Origin of the sequence: Micromonospora sp. NPDC049081 (assembly GCF_040648835.1) — a bacterium.
In the GTDB taxonomy this organism is placed as follows: Bacteria; Actinomycetota; Actinomycetes; order Mycobacteriales; family Micromonosporaceae; genus Micromonospora; species Micromonospora antibiotica.
The window spans coordinates 63,008-78,139 of the sequence record NZ_JBEZEK010000025.1; the positions used below are offsets into that span (position 1 = coordinate 63,008).

Sequence of the window (15,132 nt, forward strand, 5' to 3'; positions counted from 1 at the left end):
GGCGGCCCCGACCGGGGGTCGACCCCGCGTCGGTGACCCGCTTGTCGCGGTCCGGGAGCGCCAGCCGGTCCCGTACCTGATCGTCCAGGTTTGTCCGCGGAGCGGGGCGGGCCCGACCGTCCGATCGATTCGCTCACACCCGGCCCCGCTGCCGGCGGTCGTCCCGCCCGGCCGACGTAGCATTGCCCGCATGTCAGCTCCCGTCAGCACCCTCTCCGACGCGATCCAGGCCGCGCTGGCCACCGTCAACGACCCGGAGATCCGCCGGCCCATCACCGACCTCGGCATGGTCCGCTCCGCCGAGATCGGCGAGGACGGCGTGGTCCGGGTCGGGCTGCTGCTCACCGTGGCCGGCTGTCCGCTGAAGGACAAGCTGCGCGGGGACATCACCGCCGCCGTCGGCGCGGTGCCCGGGGTGACCGGCGTCGAGATCGACTTCGGGGTGATGAGCCCGGAGCAGCGGCAGGAGTTGCAGGGCAAGCTGCGCGGCGGCAGCACCGACGAGGCGGTGATCCCGTTCGCCCAGCCCGGCTCCCGCACCCGGGTCTACGCGGTGGCCAGCGGCAAGGGCGGCGTCGGCAAGTCCAGCGTCACGGTCAACCTGGCCGCCGCGCTGGCCGCCCGGGGCCTGTCCGTCGGGGTGGTCGACGCCGACATCTACGGCCACTCGGTGCCCCGGATGCTCGGCGCGGACGGCAAGCCCACCCGGGTGGAAGACATGATCATGCCGCCGCAGGCGAACGGCGTGAAGGTCATCTCGATCGGCATGTTCACCCCGGGCAACGCGGCCGTGGTATGGCGCGGCCCGATGCTGCACCGGGCGTTGCAGCAGTTCCTCGGTGACGTCTACTGGGGTGAGCTGGACGTCCTGCTGCTCGACCTGCCCCCGGGCACCGGCGACATCGCCATCTCGGTCGCCCAGCTGCTGCCGAACGCCGAGATCCTGGTGGTGACCACCCCGCAGGCCGCAGCCGCCGAGGTCGCCGAGCGGGCCGGCGCGATCTCCCTGCAGACCCACCAGCGGATCGTCGGTGTCATCGAGAACATGTCCTGGCTGGAGCTGCCGGACGGTTCCCGGATGGAGGTCTTCGGCGCCGGTGGCGGCCAGGAGGTGGCCGAGTCGCTGACCCGGACGATCGGCGCGCAGGTGCCGCTGCTGGGGCAGATCCCGATGGACACCCGGGTCCGTGAGGGCGGCGACGCCGGCATCCCGATCGTGCTGTCCGCACCGGACGCGCCCGCCGCGAAGGCGCTGCGTCAGGTCGCCGACCGGCTGGCGGTACGTCGCGAGTCGCTGCTCGGCAAGCCGCTGGGTCTCACCCCCGCCGGCCGCTGACCACACCCGCCCCGGCGGGCAGGTCTGATCCACTCAGGTGAGCCGATGTTGTGGTGTCCCCGGCCGGGGATACCGCAACCGGCCCTGCACCGAGTGGATCAGACCGTCAGGTGGCGTCGTCGTAGCTGGGGCGGGGGGCCGGCGCGGGAGCAGGAACGGCGGCGGTGCTCGTCGCGGTGCTCCGCCGGACGGCGGCGCGCGGGTCGACCCGGTCGGCGATGTCCTTGAGTTCCTCGTGCACCCCGGTGACATCCGCCCGCAGGTTGTCGTAGACACCCTGGAGTGGCTTGCGGATCGCCTGCTCGTCCTCCTCGCTGAGGAGGTGCTTGCGGATGAACGCCTTCGGGTGCAGATCCTCCAGCTGGATGTCGGTGCCCAGCTCACGGCTCAGGTCACCGGTCGCGTTGCGGGCCATGTTGCGCAGGTTACGCACCATCCGCAGGCCGTCGCTGATCACGTTGGGCAACCGGTCCCCGAAGATCAGCAACGCCAGGAGCAGCAGTACGCCGATCTCCCACCAGTTCAGGTTGTCGAGCACCGCGGGGCCTCCTCGTCGCGTCGTACCAAGACTACGCACGTCAGGCCCCGCTTCGGGAGGGGGTGACCGGCCCTCACTTGGCATCCGCGGCAAGCGTCACCGAGGCGTTCTGCCGGGTCGAACCACGCCGGTACTCCACCGTCACCACCGACCCCGGGGCGAACTTGCGGACCAGGGCGATCAGGTCGGTCGGCTCGTTCATCGGCCGCCCGTTGAGCCGCAGGACGACATCGCCCGTCTGCAGGCCCGCCGCCGCCGCCGGGCCGGCCGGTTCCACGGCCGCCAGGCGCACGCCGGTGCCGGCCCGGGTGGCGGTCCCGGTGCCGGCGACCTGGGCCCCGATCACGGTACGCCGGGCCTTGCCGGTGCCGATGATGTCCTGGGTGATCCGCTTCGCCTGGTTGATCGGGATGGCGAAGGCGAGCCCGATGTTCCCCGCCTCCTGTCCCTCCGCGACCAGCGACCTGATCGTCGAGTTCACCCCGATCACCCGGCCGGCCGAGTCGACCAGCGGGCCACCCGAGTTGCCGTGGTTGACGGCCGCGTCGGTCTGGATCGCGGCGTAGTAGCGGACCGGCCCGCCGGGCTCCCCCGCCTGCATGGTGCGGTCCAGGGCGCTGATGATGCCGGCGGTCACCGTGTTCGCCAGCGACAGGGGCGAGCCGATGGCCAGCACCGGGTCCCCCACCGCGAGCGACTCGGAGTCACCGAACTCGATCGGCCGCAGACCCTTGCGGTTCACCTTGATCACCGCGATGTCCGACTCCGGGTCCTGACCCACCACCGTCGCCGGGGAGCTGCTGCCGTCGTTGAAGGTCACCGACGCCCGGCCGGTGCCGTCGGCGACCACGTGGTCGTTGGTGACCACGTAACCGTCGGCGCTGACGATGAACCCGGACCCCTCGCTGGTGCCGCCCAGGCTGGCCACCCGGATGGTCACCACGCTGGGCAGGACCCGACCGGCGACCCCGGCCAGCGAGTCCGGGCGACGCTGGGCCAGAGCCGGCCCCTCGGCCGGAGCCCCCAGGGTGACCCCACCGCCGACCCCGCCGCGCACCGCGAAGGCATAACCGAGGGCACCGCCCAGGGTGCCGGCGAGCAACGCGACGATCAACGGGACGATCAGCAGTTGGCGCAGCTTCGGCCGGCCCGGCGCATCCGGGTCGGTGACCGGTTCCGGGGCCGCCCCGGGGGCCGGCACGCTCGGCAGCACCACCGCCGACGGGGCGTACGGGTCCCGCCACGGGTCGGCGAGCGCGTCGGACCACCACGGCGACGCCGACCCGCCGTGGCCGCCGGACGACGGCGGACCGCCGTACGGCGTCGTCGGGCCCGTCTGCGGCGGACCGGGGGGCGGCCCCGCCGACCCCGGAGTCCCGCCGGGCGCTCGCCAGTCCCAGCCGTCGGTCACGTCGGTGCCTCCCAGTCCGTCCCCCGGTGCCCCGGGCCACGACCGGGGGTGGCGGTCACGGCGCAGGGGGCACCGCATCCAGGATTGCACGGATGCGCCGGACGCAGTCAGCTGTTGCCCGGCCGCGACCGCCCACCGGCCGCTGCCGACCTTCCCCCTGGGCAGCCACCGACCTTCCCCGGGCACCCACTGGCCTTCCCCCGGGCCGCCGTCGGCCCTCCCCCGGGCCGCCACTGACCTTCCGGCACCCAGCGCGGGCAAGCCGGCGGCCACGGGCAGATCCCGCCCCGGCGGAGCCGTCCACGGCGGCTTCCGCCCCGCCGGAACCGTCAGGGGTGGACTCGCGGCTGCGCGGAAAGTACCTCGCCTCTAGGCTCATACCGCCCACCCGCCCCTCGCACCATCGCCACCGCCCGGAGGTGTCCCATCGCCACGGTCGCCAGTTCCGGCAGCCCGACGGCGCAGTCGTTGCAGTTCGCCGAGTCGTACGTCGGCGAGGACATCGTGCTGGCCACCGCCCGTAGCCTCGCCCGGGAGGTCGGCCTCGACGCGGTCACCCCCGGGGCCGGGGCGGCGCTGCGCCTGCTCGCCGCCGCCGGCAACGCCCGCGCGGTGGTGGAGATCGGCACCGGCACCGGGGTCAGCGGGGTGTGGCTGCTGCGCGGGATGCGCGCCGACGGGGTGCTCACCACCATCGACGTCGAGATCGAGCACCAGCGGATCGCCCGGCGGATCCTCGTCGAGGCGGGTTTCCCGTCCGGCCGCACCCGGATCATCACCGGGCGGGCGTTGGACGTGCTGCCCCGGCTCGCCGACGGCGCGTACGACCTGGTCTTCGTGGACGGTGAGGCGACCGGCTCCGCCGCGTACGTCGACGCCGCCCTGCGGCTGCTGCGCCCCGGTGGGGTGCTCGCCCTCAACGGCGGCTTCGCCAGCGGCCGGATCGGCGACCCGGCCGCCCGGGACGCCGAGACGGTGACCATGCGGGAGACGGTCAAGGCGATCCGGGAGGCCGAGCAGTGGATCCCGGCCCTGCTCCCGGTCGGCCACGGCCTGCTGGCCGCGGTCAAGTGCTGACCACGACCGGGCGCTGACCGGCGGCCGGATGCTGGCCGGCGGCCGGGCGCCGACCGCGTCGGGACGCGGGGCGGGCACCCGGCCCGGCAGCCGCTCAGTCCAGCGTCGCCAGCCAGCGCAGCAGGCCCCGGACACCCCAGCCGGTCGCGCCCCGGGTCAGCTCCGCGTCGTCGCCGTCGGCCCACGACGGCGCGGACATGTCGACGTGTAGCCAACGGTCCCGCAGCTCACCGGTGAACTCGCGCAGGTAGAGCGCAGCCATCACCGAGCCGGCACCCCGGTCCGGGGAGCTGTGCCGGTCGGCCAGGTCACTGCCCAGGTGTTCGAGGTAGTCGGCGGGCAACGGCATCCGCCAGGCCGCCTCACCGGCGTCGGCCACGGCGGCCAGCACGGCGGCGGCCAACTCGTCGTTGTCGCTGTAGAGCGCGCCGGTCCGCTTGCCCAACGCCACCGCGTTGGCCCCGGTCAGGGTGGCCAGGTCGATCAGCAGGTCGGGGCGGAGTTCCCGGGCCGCGTAGCCGAGCGCGTCGGCGAGCACCAGCCGGCCCTCCGCGTCGGAGTTGGTGCTCTCGCTGGTCGTGCCGTCGTAGTGCCGGATGATGTCGCCGGGGCGGAACGCGGCCCCGCTGACCATGTTCTCGGCCAACGGGGTCAGGGCGGTGACCCGCACGGGCAGCCGCAGCGCCGCCGCGCCGAGGGTGGCCGCGACGACCGCCGCCGCACCGGCCATGTCCTTGCGCATCAGCTTCATCGCCGGCACCGGCTTGATCGAGATGCCGCCGGTGTCGAAGGTGATCCCCTTGCCGACCAGCACGACGTGCAGCCGGGCGTCGGCCGGCCGCCAGTCCAGCTCGACCAGGCGGGGGCCGCTGGCCGAGCCGGCACCGACGGCGACGATGCCGCCGAAGCCCTCGTCCGCCAGCTCCTGCGGCCCGCGTACCCGCAGGTGCAGGTCGGGTTGGTCGGCGGCGGCGTCGGCCACCCGGGCGGCGAACCACTCCGGGTTCTTCACCGCGGAGGGGGTGTTGGTGAGATCCCGGGCGAGCCGGGTCATCGCGGCGGTGGTCCGGGCCGTCTCGACCGCCCCGGTGTACGCGTCCGGCGCGGCGGTCAGCAGGGTCACCCCGGCCAGTGCGGGCGTCGGCCCCGCCTCGGTCAGCCGGAACCGGTACGAGGCGAGCAGCAGCCCTTCGACGAGGGCCCGGACCACCCCGGCCGGCACGTCGACAGGCAGCGCCAACGTGACATGTGTCTCATCTACGGCGGCCCGGGCCAGGGCGGCGCCCGCCGTCCGCCAGGCCCGTTCCCCGCCGTCACCCACGCCGAGCAGCATCAGCCGGACCGGGGTACGGCCGGGACGCAGCTGGGTCAGTGTCTCGCCGGCCCGGCCGGTCAACCGGGTCACCGGCAGCAGCGCCTCCGCCTCGCCCCGCACCTCGTCGGCGGGTGGTGGTGCGGTGGCGACCAGCGACGGCACGGCGTCGTCCGGTGCGGTGGCGGCGCGGACGGGCAGGACGAGGACGTCCGGCCCGTCGGTGGTGACGGCGAGACTGATGGCGAGCACGCTGGACCGTACCTCCGGGAAAATTCGTGGTGCGGGACCTCGACGACCCGCGTGGGACAGACGAAGTCCCTGAGTCACCGGCAGTGCCGGTGACTCAGGGACCAGGACCTTCCGCGCGGCACCGCACGGAGTGTCGGCCGATCAGCCGGCAGCCGCCTTCAGCGCGTCACCGAGTGCGTTGGCCTCGTCGGGAGTCATCTCGACGACGAGCCGGCCACCGCCCTCCAGCGGGACCCGCATGACGATGCCCCGACCCTCCTTGGTGACTTCCAGCGGACCGTCGCCCGTCCGCGGCTTCATCGCCGCCATGTTGTCTCCCCTCAGACCTGAACATCAGGGTCGGTGTACTGCCCCACAGCCACTTCGTGCTGACCACCCGCAAGGTACGCGGGGGCGTCGACCACGATTTTCCCTGATGAACACCGCCGGACCCAAACCGGAGCGGCATTGATGTAACAGCACCTAGCTTATCTTGAGAAGGCCTGTCACAATGTGCGGTCATGCAGGCACGGTCGGCACTCTTCGACCTCTACGGCGACCATCTCCGCACGAGAGGTGGGCGCGCACCGGTCGCCGCCCTGGTGAAGTTGCTGGCCCCGCTCGGCGTCGCTCCCCCGGCCGTGCGGACCGCCGTATCCCGGATGGTCCGCCAGGGCTGGCTGGAGCCCCTGCGGCTCGCCTCCGGCCCGGGGTACTCGATCACACCGAAGGCGGTCCGTCGGCTCGACGAGGCCGCCGCCCGAATCTACCGGACCGGCCGGATCACCTGGGACGGGCGGTTCGACCTGCTCGTCCTGGCGACCCCGACCGCCCGCCGGGACCGGCAGCGGCTCGCCGCCAACCTCAGCTTCCTCGGCTACGGCACCCTCGACGAGCACACCTGGGTGGCGACCCGGGCCAGCGAGGACGTCGATGTGCTGCTGGAGGAGGCCGGGGTGCGCTACGAACGGTTCACCGCCGCCCACGCCGCCGGCACCCCCGGCGCGATGGGAGTGGTCCGCCGCGCCTGGGACCTCCGCGAAATCGGGCACGCCTACGAACGGTTCGTCGCCGAACAGCGCGCCCAACTGGCCGGGGTGACCGTGCGCAGCGGCGACGAGGAGGCGTACGCGGCCCGGTTCCGGCTGGTGCACGCGTGGCGTACCTTCCTGTTCCAGGACCCTCAACTCCCTCCGGCACTGCTCCCCGAACGCTGGCCCGGCACCGCCGCCGCCAGCTTCTTCGACCGGCACGCCGCCCGGCTCCGGCCGGCCGCCGACCGGTACGTCGAGCAGTGCCTCGACGCCGGCAACCGGGTCCCCCGACAGAAGGGCCGTTAGAGACGTGACCGAGCCGCTGCTCGTCGACCGCACCGATGGCGTGGTCACCCTGACCATGAACCGCCCCACCGCGATGAACGCGCTCGACGTGGCGCTCAAGGAGGCCCTGCGGGACGCCCTGGCCGCGTTGGAGACCGACCGGTCCTGCCGGGCGGTGGTGCTGGCCGGGGCGGGCGGTTCGTTCAGCGCCGGGCAGGACCTGCGCGAGCACGTCCAGGTCCTGGAGTCGCCGGGCCGGGACCCGCTGGACACCGTCCGGGCGCACTACAACCCGATCGCCGCCCGGCTGGCCAACCTGCCCAAACCGGTGGTCGCCGCCGTCCGGGGGATGGCCGCCGGGGCGGGCGCCTCGCTGGCGTTCCTGGCCGACTTCCGCATCGGCGGGCCGAAGACGAAGTTCCTGATGGCGTTCGCCGGGGTGGGCCTCGCCGCCGACACCGGGGCGTCCTGGACGCTGCCCCGGCTGGTCGGCCACGCCAAGGCCGTCGAGCTGCTGATGCTCGCCGAGCCGGTGGACGCCGCCGAGGCGACCCGGTTGGGTCTGCTCACCCGGCTGGTCGACGACGACGAGCAGGTGCTGCCCACCGCACACGAGCTGGCCGCCCGGCTCGCCGCCGGCCCGACCGTCGCGTACGGGGCGATCAAGCGGCAGCTGTCCATCGCCGACGCCGGCACCCTCGCCGACGCCCTCTCCGCCGAGGCGCAGGCCCAGTCGATCTGCGGGGCCACCGCCGACCACCGGGCCGCCACCACCGCCTTCGTCAACAAGCAGAAGCCCGTCTTCCAGGGCAACTGAGCGTCGGACCGGCACGGTGTCCCGGGTCGGTCCACCCGGCCCGGGACACCGTGCCGGCCACGCCGTGGCGGTGACGCGGATCCCGGACGACATCCGGCCGGCCGTCACCGGGCCACGTAACCGCCGTCGATGGGGACGGTGTGGCCGGTGATCCAGGTGGCGTCGTCGGAGCAGAGGAAGAGCACCACACCGGCCACGTCGTCCGGGGTGGGAATGCCCGGCTTCGGGTTGAACGACTCCATCCGGGCCCGCATCTGTGCCGGGTCGGGGGCGCTGTCGATGAAGTGCTGCACCAGCGGGGTCATCACCACCGTGGGAGCGACCGCGTTGACCCGGATGTTGCGGGCCGCGTACTCCACCGCCGCCGACCGGGTCAGCCCCACGATGCCGGCCTTGGTGAAGGTGTACGGGGAGATGTTCTCCTGCGCCGCCAGGCCGGTCGTGGACGAGGTGTTGACGATCGCACCCCCACCACCCCGCAGCATCGCCTCGATGCCGTACTTGAGCACGTGGAACACGCCGTCACCGTTGATCCGCCGGACCTTCTGCCAGTTGTCCACGTCCATCTCGTGCAGGGGCTGCTGCCGGCCGTCGATGCCGGCGTTGTTGAAGATGACGTCGAGCCGGCCGTAACGCCGCACCGTGTCGGCGATACCCTGTTCCACCGCGTCGGCGTCACCGGTGTCGACGGTCACCGCGAGCGCGTCGGGCAGCTCGGCGGCCACCCGCTGGGCACCCTCGGCGTTGATGTCGGCGATCACCAGCCGGGCCCCCTCGGCGGCGAACCGACGGGCGGTGGCCTCCCCGAGCCCCGAGGCACCACCGGTGACGAACGCGACCTTGTCCTGGAACCGCATCGGCTCTCCCTCACCCCGCCGACCGGCTGCCGGCACCCGAGCGCCCATACCCGGTCGGCGGGTGGCTAGTCGTCCTCCTCCGGGTCCTGGTTGGCCTCGACGCCCAGCACGAACGCCTGCATGGCCAACTCGTCGCCGCTGGGCGAGACGAACGCGGGCAGCTCCGCCGGACCCAGCTCCCGCACGTACGACCAGAAGAGCCGGACCGCCTCGGCCGGCGACTCGGCCTCGATCGGCAGGTCGAGGCTGACCAGCCAGGTCCGGCGGGGCGGCGGCGGGCCGAGCCGGTCGGCCAGCTCACGGTAGGTGCCCGGGGCGAGCGGGGTGACCGGCCCGGCGACGCTCACCTGCCCGGTCGGCACCGGCGCGTCGAACGACCGCCGGGTGTAGGTCACCAGCAGCGTCCCCCCATCGAGGCGGGCCACCCGGCCCAGCGCCACCAGCCGGGACGGCTCGTCGGCCAGCACCGCCACCGGGTCGCCGGGGCGGGGGGCGGGCACACCGGGCGGGACGGTCAGCTCCAGGGTGTCGTGGTGGACGAGGCGTTCGGCGTCGTACCGCCCGGCCGGGAGCAGCACCGCCCAGGCGTCGCCGCCCGGCCCGCCGTCGACGTCGGTCGGGCCGGTGCTGCGGTGGTCGGTCACGGTCATGGAGCCATCCCATCACGGGAGGAGACGGTGCCGGCGTGGCAGCCCGCGAGATGGTCGTCGACCATGCCGGTGGCCTGCATCAGCGCGTACGCCGTGGTGGGGCCGACGAAGCGGAAGCCCCGCTTCTTGAGCGCCTTGGCCAGCGCGACGGACTCCGGGGTGGTCGCCGGCACCTCGGCGAACGACCCGGGCCGGGCCGGCCGGGGCGGCGGCGCGTGCGACCAGAGCAGCGCGGAGAGCCCCTCGGGCAGGGCCAGTGCGGCACGGGCGTTGACGATCGCCGCTTCGATCTTGGCACGGTTGCGGACGATGCCCGCGTCGCCGAGCAGCCGGGTCACGTCCGCGTCGCCGTAGGTGGCGACCCGCTCGATCCGGAAGTCGGCGAAGGCGAGCCGGAACGCGGGGCGTTTGCGCAGGATCGTCAGCCAGGACAGCCCGGACTGGAACGCCTCCAGGGTGAGTCGCTCGTAGAGGGCGTCGTCGCCCCGCACCGGACGACCCCACTCGGTGTCGTGGTAGAAGGCGTAGTCCGGGGTGCTCGCCCCCCAGGCGCAGCGGGGCAGGCCGTCGGGGCCGGTCACCAGGTCAGTCACCCGGTACACGCTAGGCCAGGGGGCCGACACCCGTCGCCGGGTGGCCGGTGTCCGAGGGCCCGGCCGGTTCGTGGGGACGACTCGGCCCGGGCCGCCGCCGGGACGGCCCCGCGCGGACCGGGCGGCTCGGCACGGACCAGGCGGCCCCAGCGGCAAGCGGGCGACTCAGCGCGGACCGGGCGGCCCGGCGGGAAACGGGCGGCTCAGCGGCCGGTGGGCGGGCGGGGCAGGCGGCCGGCCTCGACCAGGCGGGCGAAACGCTTCAGCGCCAGCGTCAGGCTGGCCTTGGAACCGGGCCAGAGCAGCGGCCAGGCGACCCGCCCGGCCGACCCGCCGGGCAGGTGGAACCACTCGTGCCAGACCACCTGCGTACGGTCGTCGGCCAGCGGGGTGCAGCGCAGCACGCCGGGGCCACGCAGCAGCCTGCCGCAGTGCACCACACCCACCTCGTACGGGGCGTCGACCCGGACCACCCGCATCTCGTCGCGTAGCACGGCCGGGCCGAGCGCGGTGACCGCCTCGATGAGGCTGCCCTCCCCGCCGTCGCCCTCGACCACCCGCACCCGGGTCAACGGGATCCAGTCGGACTGCCCCTCCCAGTCGGTCAGCGCGGCGAAGACCCGCGCGGCGGGAGCCTTGACGATCACCGTGGCGGTGAACTCGCCCGCGCCGGGCTGGGCGGCCTCGTCGGCCACCCCGCCACCGGCCGGGCCGGGTCCGGTCACACCGACTCCGACCGGACCACCGCACCGCCGGGGCGGTCCGCGGCGGCCCCCTCGGCCCGGTCGGTCCCGGGCTTGTCGGTATCGGGCTGGTCGGTGTCGGTGCGGTCATCCGCATGGTCGGTGTCGGTGCGGTCGCCGGTCGCCCCGGCCCCGGAGGTCGTCGGCGCGGGGACCGGGTCCGCAGGCCCGACCTCGACGGTCGGGCCGTCCTCCGCGCCGGGTGCCTCGACGGCGGGCGTCGCCGGGGGGCCGTCGGGCGGGGTGCCCACGGCCTCCTCCCGGGTACGGCGCAACACGTCGGCGTCGTCGGTACGGCCCTCCCGCAGCGCGGTGATCTCGGCCTCCAACACCCCGATCAGCTCGGTCTTGTAACCGATGTCGTAGCCGGCCCGGCGCATCGCCTGGTCGACCTGGTCCATCCGGTAGCCGCGCAGGGCGGTGTCGAAGCGCAGCGCGCCGACGTCCGACTCCCGCAGGGGCCGGCCGCCGGGCAGCGGGACGGCTCTGCCGTCGGGTTCGGCGGGGGCGAGCCCGTCCCGACCCGAGATCAGCACCGTCACGCCGAACACGACCGCCGCCACGGTCAACGCGACGACCAGAATGAGCAGAGTCTGACCCATGAGGAGATCGTGGCACGGCGACACCCTCCGGAGCGACCCCAACCACCATCATCGTCACCGATCTTCTGGCGGTACCCGGCCCGCAGCGGTGCGGGTACCGGGTGCCGAACCGGCCCGAGGGCGGGGGCGGGCGACCGGCTAGCGTCGGCACCGGCCGGGTCGTCCGGCCGGTGACCTGCGGGAGGCTGAATTGTCCGGGGCGCTGCGGCTCGGGGGGCGGACCTTCGCCCCGGGTGAGCCGGTGGTGATGGCGATCGTCAATCGAACGCCGGATTCCTTCTTCGACCGGGGTGCCACCTTCGCGCAGGACAGCGCCCTGCGCGCGGTGCAGCGGGCGGTCACCGAGGGCGCGGAGATCATCGACATCGGCGGGGTGAAGGCCGGGCCGGGCGACGAGGTCGACGTGGCCGAGGAGATCCGCCGGACGGTGGACACCATCGCCGCCGTGCGGGCCGCGTTCCCCGAGGTGGTCATCTCGATCGACACCTGGCGGGCCGAGGTGGCGGTCGAGGCGGTGGCGGCCGGCGCGGACCTGCTCAACGACACCTGGTCCGGGGCCGATCCGGCGCTCGCCCGGGTGGCCGCCGAGACCGGTGTCGGCCTGGTCTGCTCGCACGCCGGCGGGTTGGCCCCGCGGACCCGACCGCACCGGGCCGCCTTCACCGACGTGGTCGCCGACGTGGTCACGACGGTGACCGGGCTCGCCGAACGCGCGGTGTCCCTGGGGGTACGCCCCGACGGCATCCTGATCGACCCGGCGCACGACTTCGGCAAGAACACCAGGCACTCGTTGGAGATCACCCGGCGGTTGGGCGAGCTGTCCGACACCGGCTGGCCGCTGCTGGTGGCGTTGTCGAACAAGGACTTCATCGGCGAGACCCTCGACCTGCCGGTGGCGCAGCGGTTGGAGGGCACCCTGGCGGCGACGGCGGTGTCGGCCTGGCTCGGCGCCCGGGTGTTCCGCGCCCATCAGGTGCTGCCCACCCGGCGGGTGCTCGACATGGTGGCCTCGATCCGGGGCGACCGGCCGCCCGCCGTCACCCGCCGCGGCCTGGCCTGAGCGCCCGTGACGTCGCCGTGGTCGGGCCGTGGCCGGGCCGGCCTCCGGCCGCCGCCCCGCCCCCGCTGACCCCCGTCCCCGCTGACCCCCGCCTCCGCCGGCCGGGCGGCGGGGGGCGGTCAGGTCCAGTGCAGGATGCGCTTGCGCCAGGCATAGAGGATGCCGAGCGCCACCACGGCGACGAAGACACCCATCTCGGCGACCGTCACCGCACCGAAGCCGGGCCGGTCGAAGACCATCGCCCAGGGGAAGAGGAAGACCGCCTCGACGGCGAAGAGCACGTAAAGGTACGCGTACACGTAGTAGCGGATCTGCATCTGCGCCCAGTCGCCACCGACCGGGTCGAGGCCGCACTCGTAGCCGGCCCGCTTACCGGCCGGGTCGGCCGGGCGGGCGGGACGTAACACCCGGTTGGCGGAGAACGCCGTAACGAAGAAGAGGACGGCAGCGAGCAGCAGCAGCCCGAGCGTCGCGTACGAGCCCAGGTAACCGGTCACGGTGGCTGAGCCTACCGGGCGTCGGGCCGGCCGGGACGACGCGAGCGGCTCCGGGACCCGTCACCGATTATTTTCCGCCGGTACTAGTGCCCCGCCGCAACTGTTACCGAATAATGAACTCTCACCCAGGGTCACGGAGGTCAGATTGTCCCGCGTGGACGCGCGTACCGTTCGGCGGTCCCTCGCCCGGCGTACCCCCGCTCTGGTCGGAGCGGTGTTGGCGGCGGGGCTGGCGGTCGCCCTCGGGGTGACGCCGGGCCTGGCGGCGACCCCCACCGTGACGCGGGTGGCCGTCGACCCGACCGACGACTGGCTCCCCGGCGGTGACCCGACGGACGACCCGACGCCCCCGGTCGAGCCGTCGGCGACCGGACCGGCCACGACCGACGCGCCGCCGACGCTGCCGCCGGGCCCGACTCCGACCGGCGCACCCGAGCCGACCGGCACGACGTCGGCGCCGGTGCCGACGGCCGCCGGCACGCCGAGCACCACGCCCACCCCGAGGCCGCCGCTGCCCACCCGGTCCGCGCGACCCTCCGGGCCGAACCCCGCCCAGCCGGGTGGCGGTCGGATCGGGGTCCAGGTCACCACCGGGGACATCACCCTCGACGACCGGTACTGGAGTGCCCGGAGCACGGTCGCCACCCTGCAGGTGACGGTCACCAACACCGGCGTCGTGCCGGAACGGCTGCGGCTGGCCTACACGCTGCCGGCCGGGCTCACCGACGCCGGGACGCCGGGTTGCGCGGCGGCCGGTGACGGCGGCTGGCAGTGCGGCGAGTGGACCACCGCGCCCGGCGACCGGTTCAGCAGCCTGATCCAGGTCCGGGTCAGCGGCAACGCCTGGCGGCAGATGCCCCTCAGCGGCACGGTACGGGTCACCGCGACCGGGCCGGACGCCGGTGACACCACGCAGGACCACGAGGGCTTCGCGGTCCTCTTCCCGCCCGGCCCGCCGGTGCCCGGGATACTGCTGGACGCCGAGGAGGTGGTCTTCGACATCGGCGGCGGCCCCACCGCGCTGGCGGCCCACCTGGGCAACACCGGCAGGGTGGACGCCGCCGGACGGGTCGACGTGCTGTTGCCGGCCGGGGTCAGCGTGCTGAGCCCGCCGGCCGGCTGTGCGTCGATGTCGCCGACGCGGACCCGCTGCGACCTGGACGTCGTGCCGGCGGGGCAGACCCGGACGCTCCGGTTCACGGTCGCCGCCACCCCGGACGCCCAGCGCGACGCCCCCCTTGCCGGGGCGGTGATCGGCTGGCTGGACCCGGAGCAGGGACCGACCCGGCAGGTCCAGATGAGCTTCCGGATCACCGCCGCCGCCGCGCTGGCCACCTCGCCGGTGGGTGCTCCCGCGCCGACCGGTTCGCAGGGGTTGATCGCGGCGCAGGGCGGGTCGGTGGACGTCAGCGCGATGTCCTCCGCCCAGCGGACCGCGCTCGGGTTGATCGTGGCCTCCGTCCTGCTGGTTGCGCTGGCGCTCGGGCTGGCCACCGGCTCGCTACGACGGTGGACGGCCGGGCGGGCGACGGAGCCGTCGGCGACGGAGCGCTCCGGCTGACCGGCGGGTCGCCACGAGTGGGGCGGTGATCTCAATTACGGCGGCCATCGCAAATCACCGCATAGTCTCCCAGATGTCCTCGACCAGTTTCCCAGGTGTCGGACCTCCACCAAGGAGACCCTAAGCCCGGGACGTAGGCTCGGAGCGAGAGACGACAGCGGGCCGGGGCCCGCCCACGGGCGGACCGCGCAGCGGCGCATCAGGGAGGTCGCGTGGCCGGGCAAGGCGGGGTCACCATCATGTGCAGCCGCGCGCGCGGCGGGGCCGAGCGAAGCGAGGTGCAGGCGTGACCAAGCAGATCCGTCAGTTGGACCGGGTGGTGATCCGGTTTGCGGGTGACTCGGGTGATGGGATGCAGTTGACGGGGGACAGGTTCACCTCGGAGACGGCGCAGTTGGGGAATGATATTTCGACGTTGCCGAATTTCCCGGCGGAGATTCGGGCGCCGGCGGGGACGTTGCCGGGGGTGTCGAGTTTCCAGGTGCATTTCGCTGACTATGACATCCTGACGCCGGGTGACGCGCCGAA

Annotated in this window: 16 protein-coding genes and 1 pseudogene; 7 read left to right on the forward strand and 10 right to left on the reverse strand. The window is 74.1% G+C overall.

What is annotated here, in order from left to right:
* The first annotated feature begins 190 nt into the window (after nucleotides 1-190).
* On the forward strand, nucleotides 191-1,336 hold the full coding sequence (locus tag AB0B63_RS27085; protein WP_208570365.1) for an Mrp/NBP35 family ATP-binding protein: 1,146 nt from the start codon (nucleotides 191-193) through the stop codon (nucleotides 1,334-1,336).
* A 106-nt stretch (nucleotides 1,337-1,442) separates the two neighbouring features.
* Here AB0B63_RS27085 and AB0B63_RS27090 read toward each other — a convergent pair whose 3' ends face one another.
* Both AB0B63_RS27090 and AB0B63_RS27095 read right to left on the reverse strand, forming a co-directional pair.
* A complete protein-coding gene (locus AB0B63_RS27090; protein WP_219466789.1) occupies nucleotides 1,443-1,874 on the reverse strand; it encodes a preprotein translocase subunit TatB in 432 nt (143 codons plus the stop codon).
* Between the two features lie 73 nt (nucleotides 1,875-1,947).
* The gene (locus tag AB0B63_RS27095) at nucleotides 1,948-3,300 is read right to left on the reverse strand and encodes a trypsin-like peptidase domain-containing protein (protein ID WP_208570415.1); all 1,353 of its coding nucleotides are present in this window, start codon (nucleotides 3,298-3,300) and stop codon (nucleotides 1,948-1,950) included.
* Nucleotides 3,301-3,753: 453 nt separating this feature from the next.
* On the opposite strand from AB0B63_RS27095, the gene AB0B63_RS27100 reads away from it, so the two are divergent.
* Complete coding sequence (locus AB0B63_RS27100; protein WP_244253447.1) at nucleotides 3,754-4,362, forward strand: O-methyltransferase; 609 nt, start codon at nucleotides 3,754-3,756, stop codon at nucleotides 4,360-4,362.
* Between the two features lie 94 nt (nucleotides 4,363-4,456).
* Here AB0B63_RS27100 and AB0B63_RS27105 read toward each other — a convergent pair whose 3' ends face one another.
* Nucleotides 4,457-5,839, reverse strand: coding sequence for a leucyl aminopeptidase family protein (locus tag AB0B63_RS27105; protein ID WP_357023666.1), 1,383 nt, complete (start codon nucleotides 5,837-5,839; stop codon nucleotides 4,457-4,459).
* Between the two features lie 228 nt (nucleotides 5,840-6,067).
* The gene (locus AB0B63_RS27110) at nucleotides 6,068-6,235 is read right to left on the reverse strand and encodes a DUF3117 domain-containing protein (RefSeq protein ID WP_007455245.1); all 168 of its coding nucleotides are present in this window, start codon (nucleotides 6,233-6,235) and stop codon (nucleotides 6,068-6,070) included.
* Nucleotides 6,236-6,426: 191 nt separating this feature from the next.
* On the opposite strand from AB0B63_RS27110, the gene AB0B63_RS27115 reads away from it, so the two are divergent.
* Nucleotides 6,427-7,245: a PaaX family transcriptional regulator C-terminal domain-containing protein gene (locus tag AB0B63_RS27115; RefSeq protein ID WP_219466786.1), complete on the forward strand. Its 819-nt coding sequence runs from the start codon at nucleotides 6,427-6,429 to the stop codon at nucleotides 7,243-7,245.
* 4 nt (nucleotides 7,246-7,249) lie between these two features.
* A complete protein-coding gene (locus tag AB0B63_RS27120; protein ID WP_208570362.1) occupies nucleotides 7,250-8,041 on the forward strand; it encodes an enoyl-CoA hydratase-related protein in 792 nt (263 codons plus the stop codon).
* A gap of 104 nt (nucleotides 8,042-8,145) precedes the next feature.
* Here the strand turns inward: AB0B63_RS27120 and AB0B63_RS27125 are convergent, their stop codons facing one another.
* From AB0B63_RS27125 to AB0B63_RS27145, 5 genes are all read right to left on the reverse strand, one after another.
* A complete protein-coding gene (locus AB0B63_RS27125; protein ID WP_208570361.1) occupies nucleotides 8,146-8,898 on the reverse strand; it encodes an SDR family oxidoreductase in 753 nt (250 codons plus the stop codon).
* 65 nt (nucleotides 8,899-8,963) lie between these two features.
* Nucleotides 8,964-9,548, reverse strand: a complete 585-nt coding sequence (locus AB0B63_RS27130) for a hypothetical protein (RefSeq protein WP_357023645.1) — start codon at nucleotides 9,546-9,548, stop codon at nucleotides 8,964-8,966.
* Nucleotides 9,545-10,141, reverse strand: a complete 597-nt coding sequence (locus AB0B63_RS27135; RefSeq protein WP_208570359.1) for a DNA-3-methyladenine glycosylase I — start codon at nucleotides 10,139-10,141, stop codon at nucleotides 9,545-9,547. The genes AB0B63_RS27130 and AB0B63_RS27135 overlap by 4 nt, the downstream gene beginning before the upstream one ends.
* Before the next feature lie 203 nt (nucleotides 10,142-10,344).
* Nucleotides 10,345-10,866, reverse strand: coding sequence for an SRPBCC family protein (locus AB0B63_RS27140; RefSeq protein WP_208570358.1), 522 nt, complete (start codon nucleotides 10,864-10,866; stop codon nucleotides 10,345-10,347).
* On the reverse strand, nucleotides 10,863-11,486 hold the full coding sequence (locus AB0B63_RS27145) for a DivIVA domain-containing protein (RefSeq protein ID WP_357023649.1): 624 nt from the start codon (nucleotides 11,484-11,486) through the stop codon (nucleotides 10,863-10,865). The genes AB0B63_RS27140 and AB0B63_RS27145 overlap by 4 nt, the downstream gene beginning before the upstream one ends.
* Before the next feature lie 190 nt (nucleotides 11,487-11,676).
* On the opposite strand from AB0B63_RS27145, the gene folP reads away from it, so the two are divergent.
* Entirely contained in the window at nucleotides 11,677-12,546 is an 870-nt protein-coding gene (folP, locus tag AB0B63_RS27150; protein ID WP_208570356.1) for a dihydropteroate synthase, read from the forward strand.
* Nucleotides 12,547-12,665: 119 nt separating this feature from the next.
* Here folP and ndhC read toward each other — a convergent pair whose 3' ends face one another.
* Entirely contained in the window at nucleotides 12,666-13,043 is a 378-nt protein-coding gene (gene ndhC / locus AB0B63_RS27155; protein ID WP_091254266.1) for an NADH-quinone oxidoreductase subunit A, read from the reverse strand.
* 154 nt (nucleotides 13,044-13,197) lie between these two features.
* Between ndhC and AB0B63_RS27160 the strand changes: the two genes are divergently transcribed.
* Complete coding sequence (locus AB0B63_RS27160; RefSeq protein ID WP_357023653.1) at nucleotides 13,198-14,604, forward strand: hypothetical protein; 1,407 nt, start codon at nucleotides 13,198-13,200, stop codon at nucleotides 14,602-14,604.
* A 286-nt stretch (nucleotides 14,605-14,890) separates the two neighbouring features.
* Nucleotides 14,891-15,132, forward strand: a pseudogene (locus tag AB0B63_RS27165) (2-oxoglutarate ferredoxin oxidoreductase subunit alpha); the annotation flags it as partial.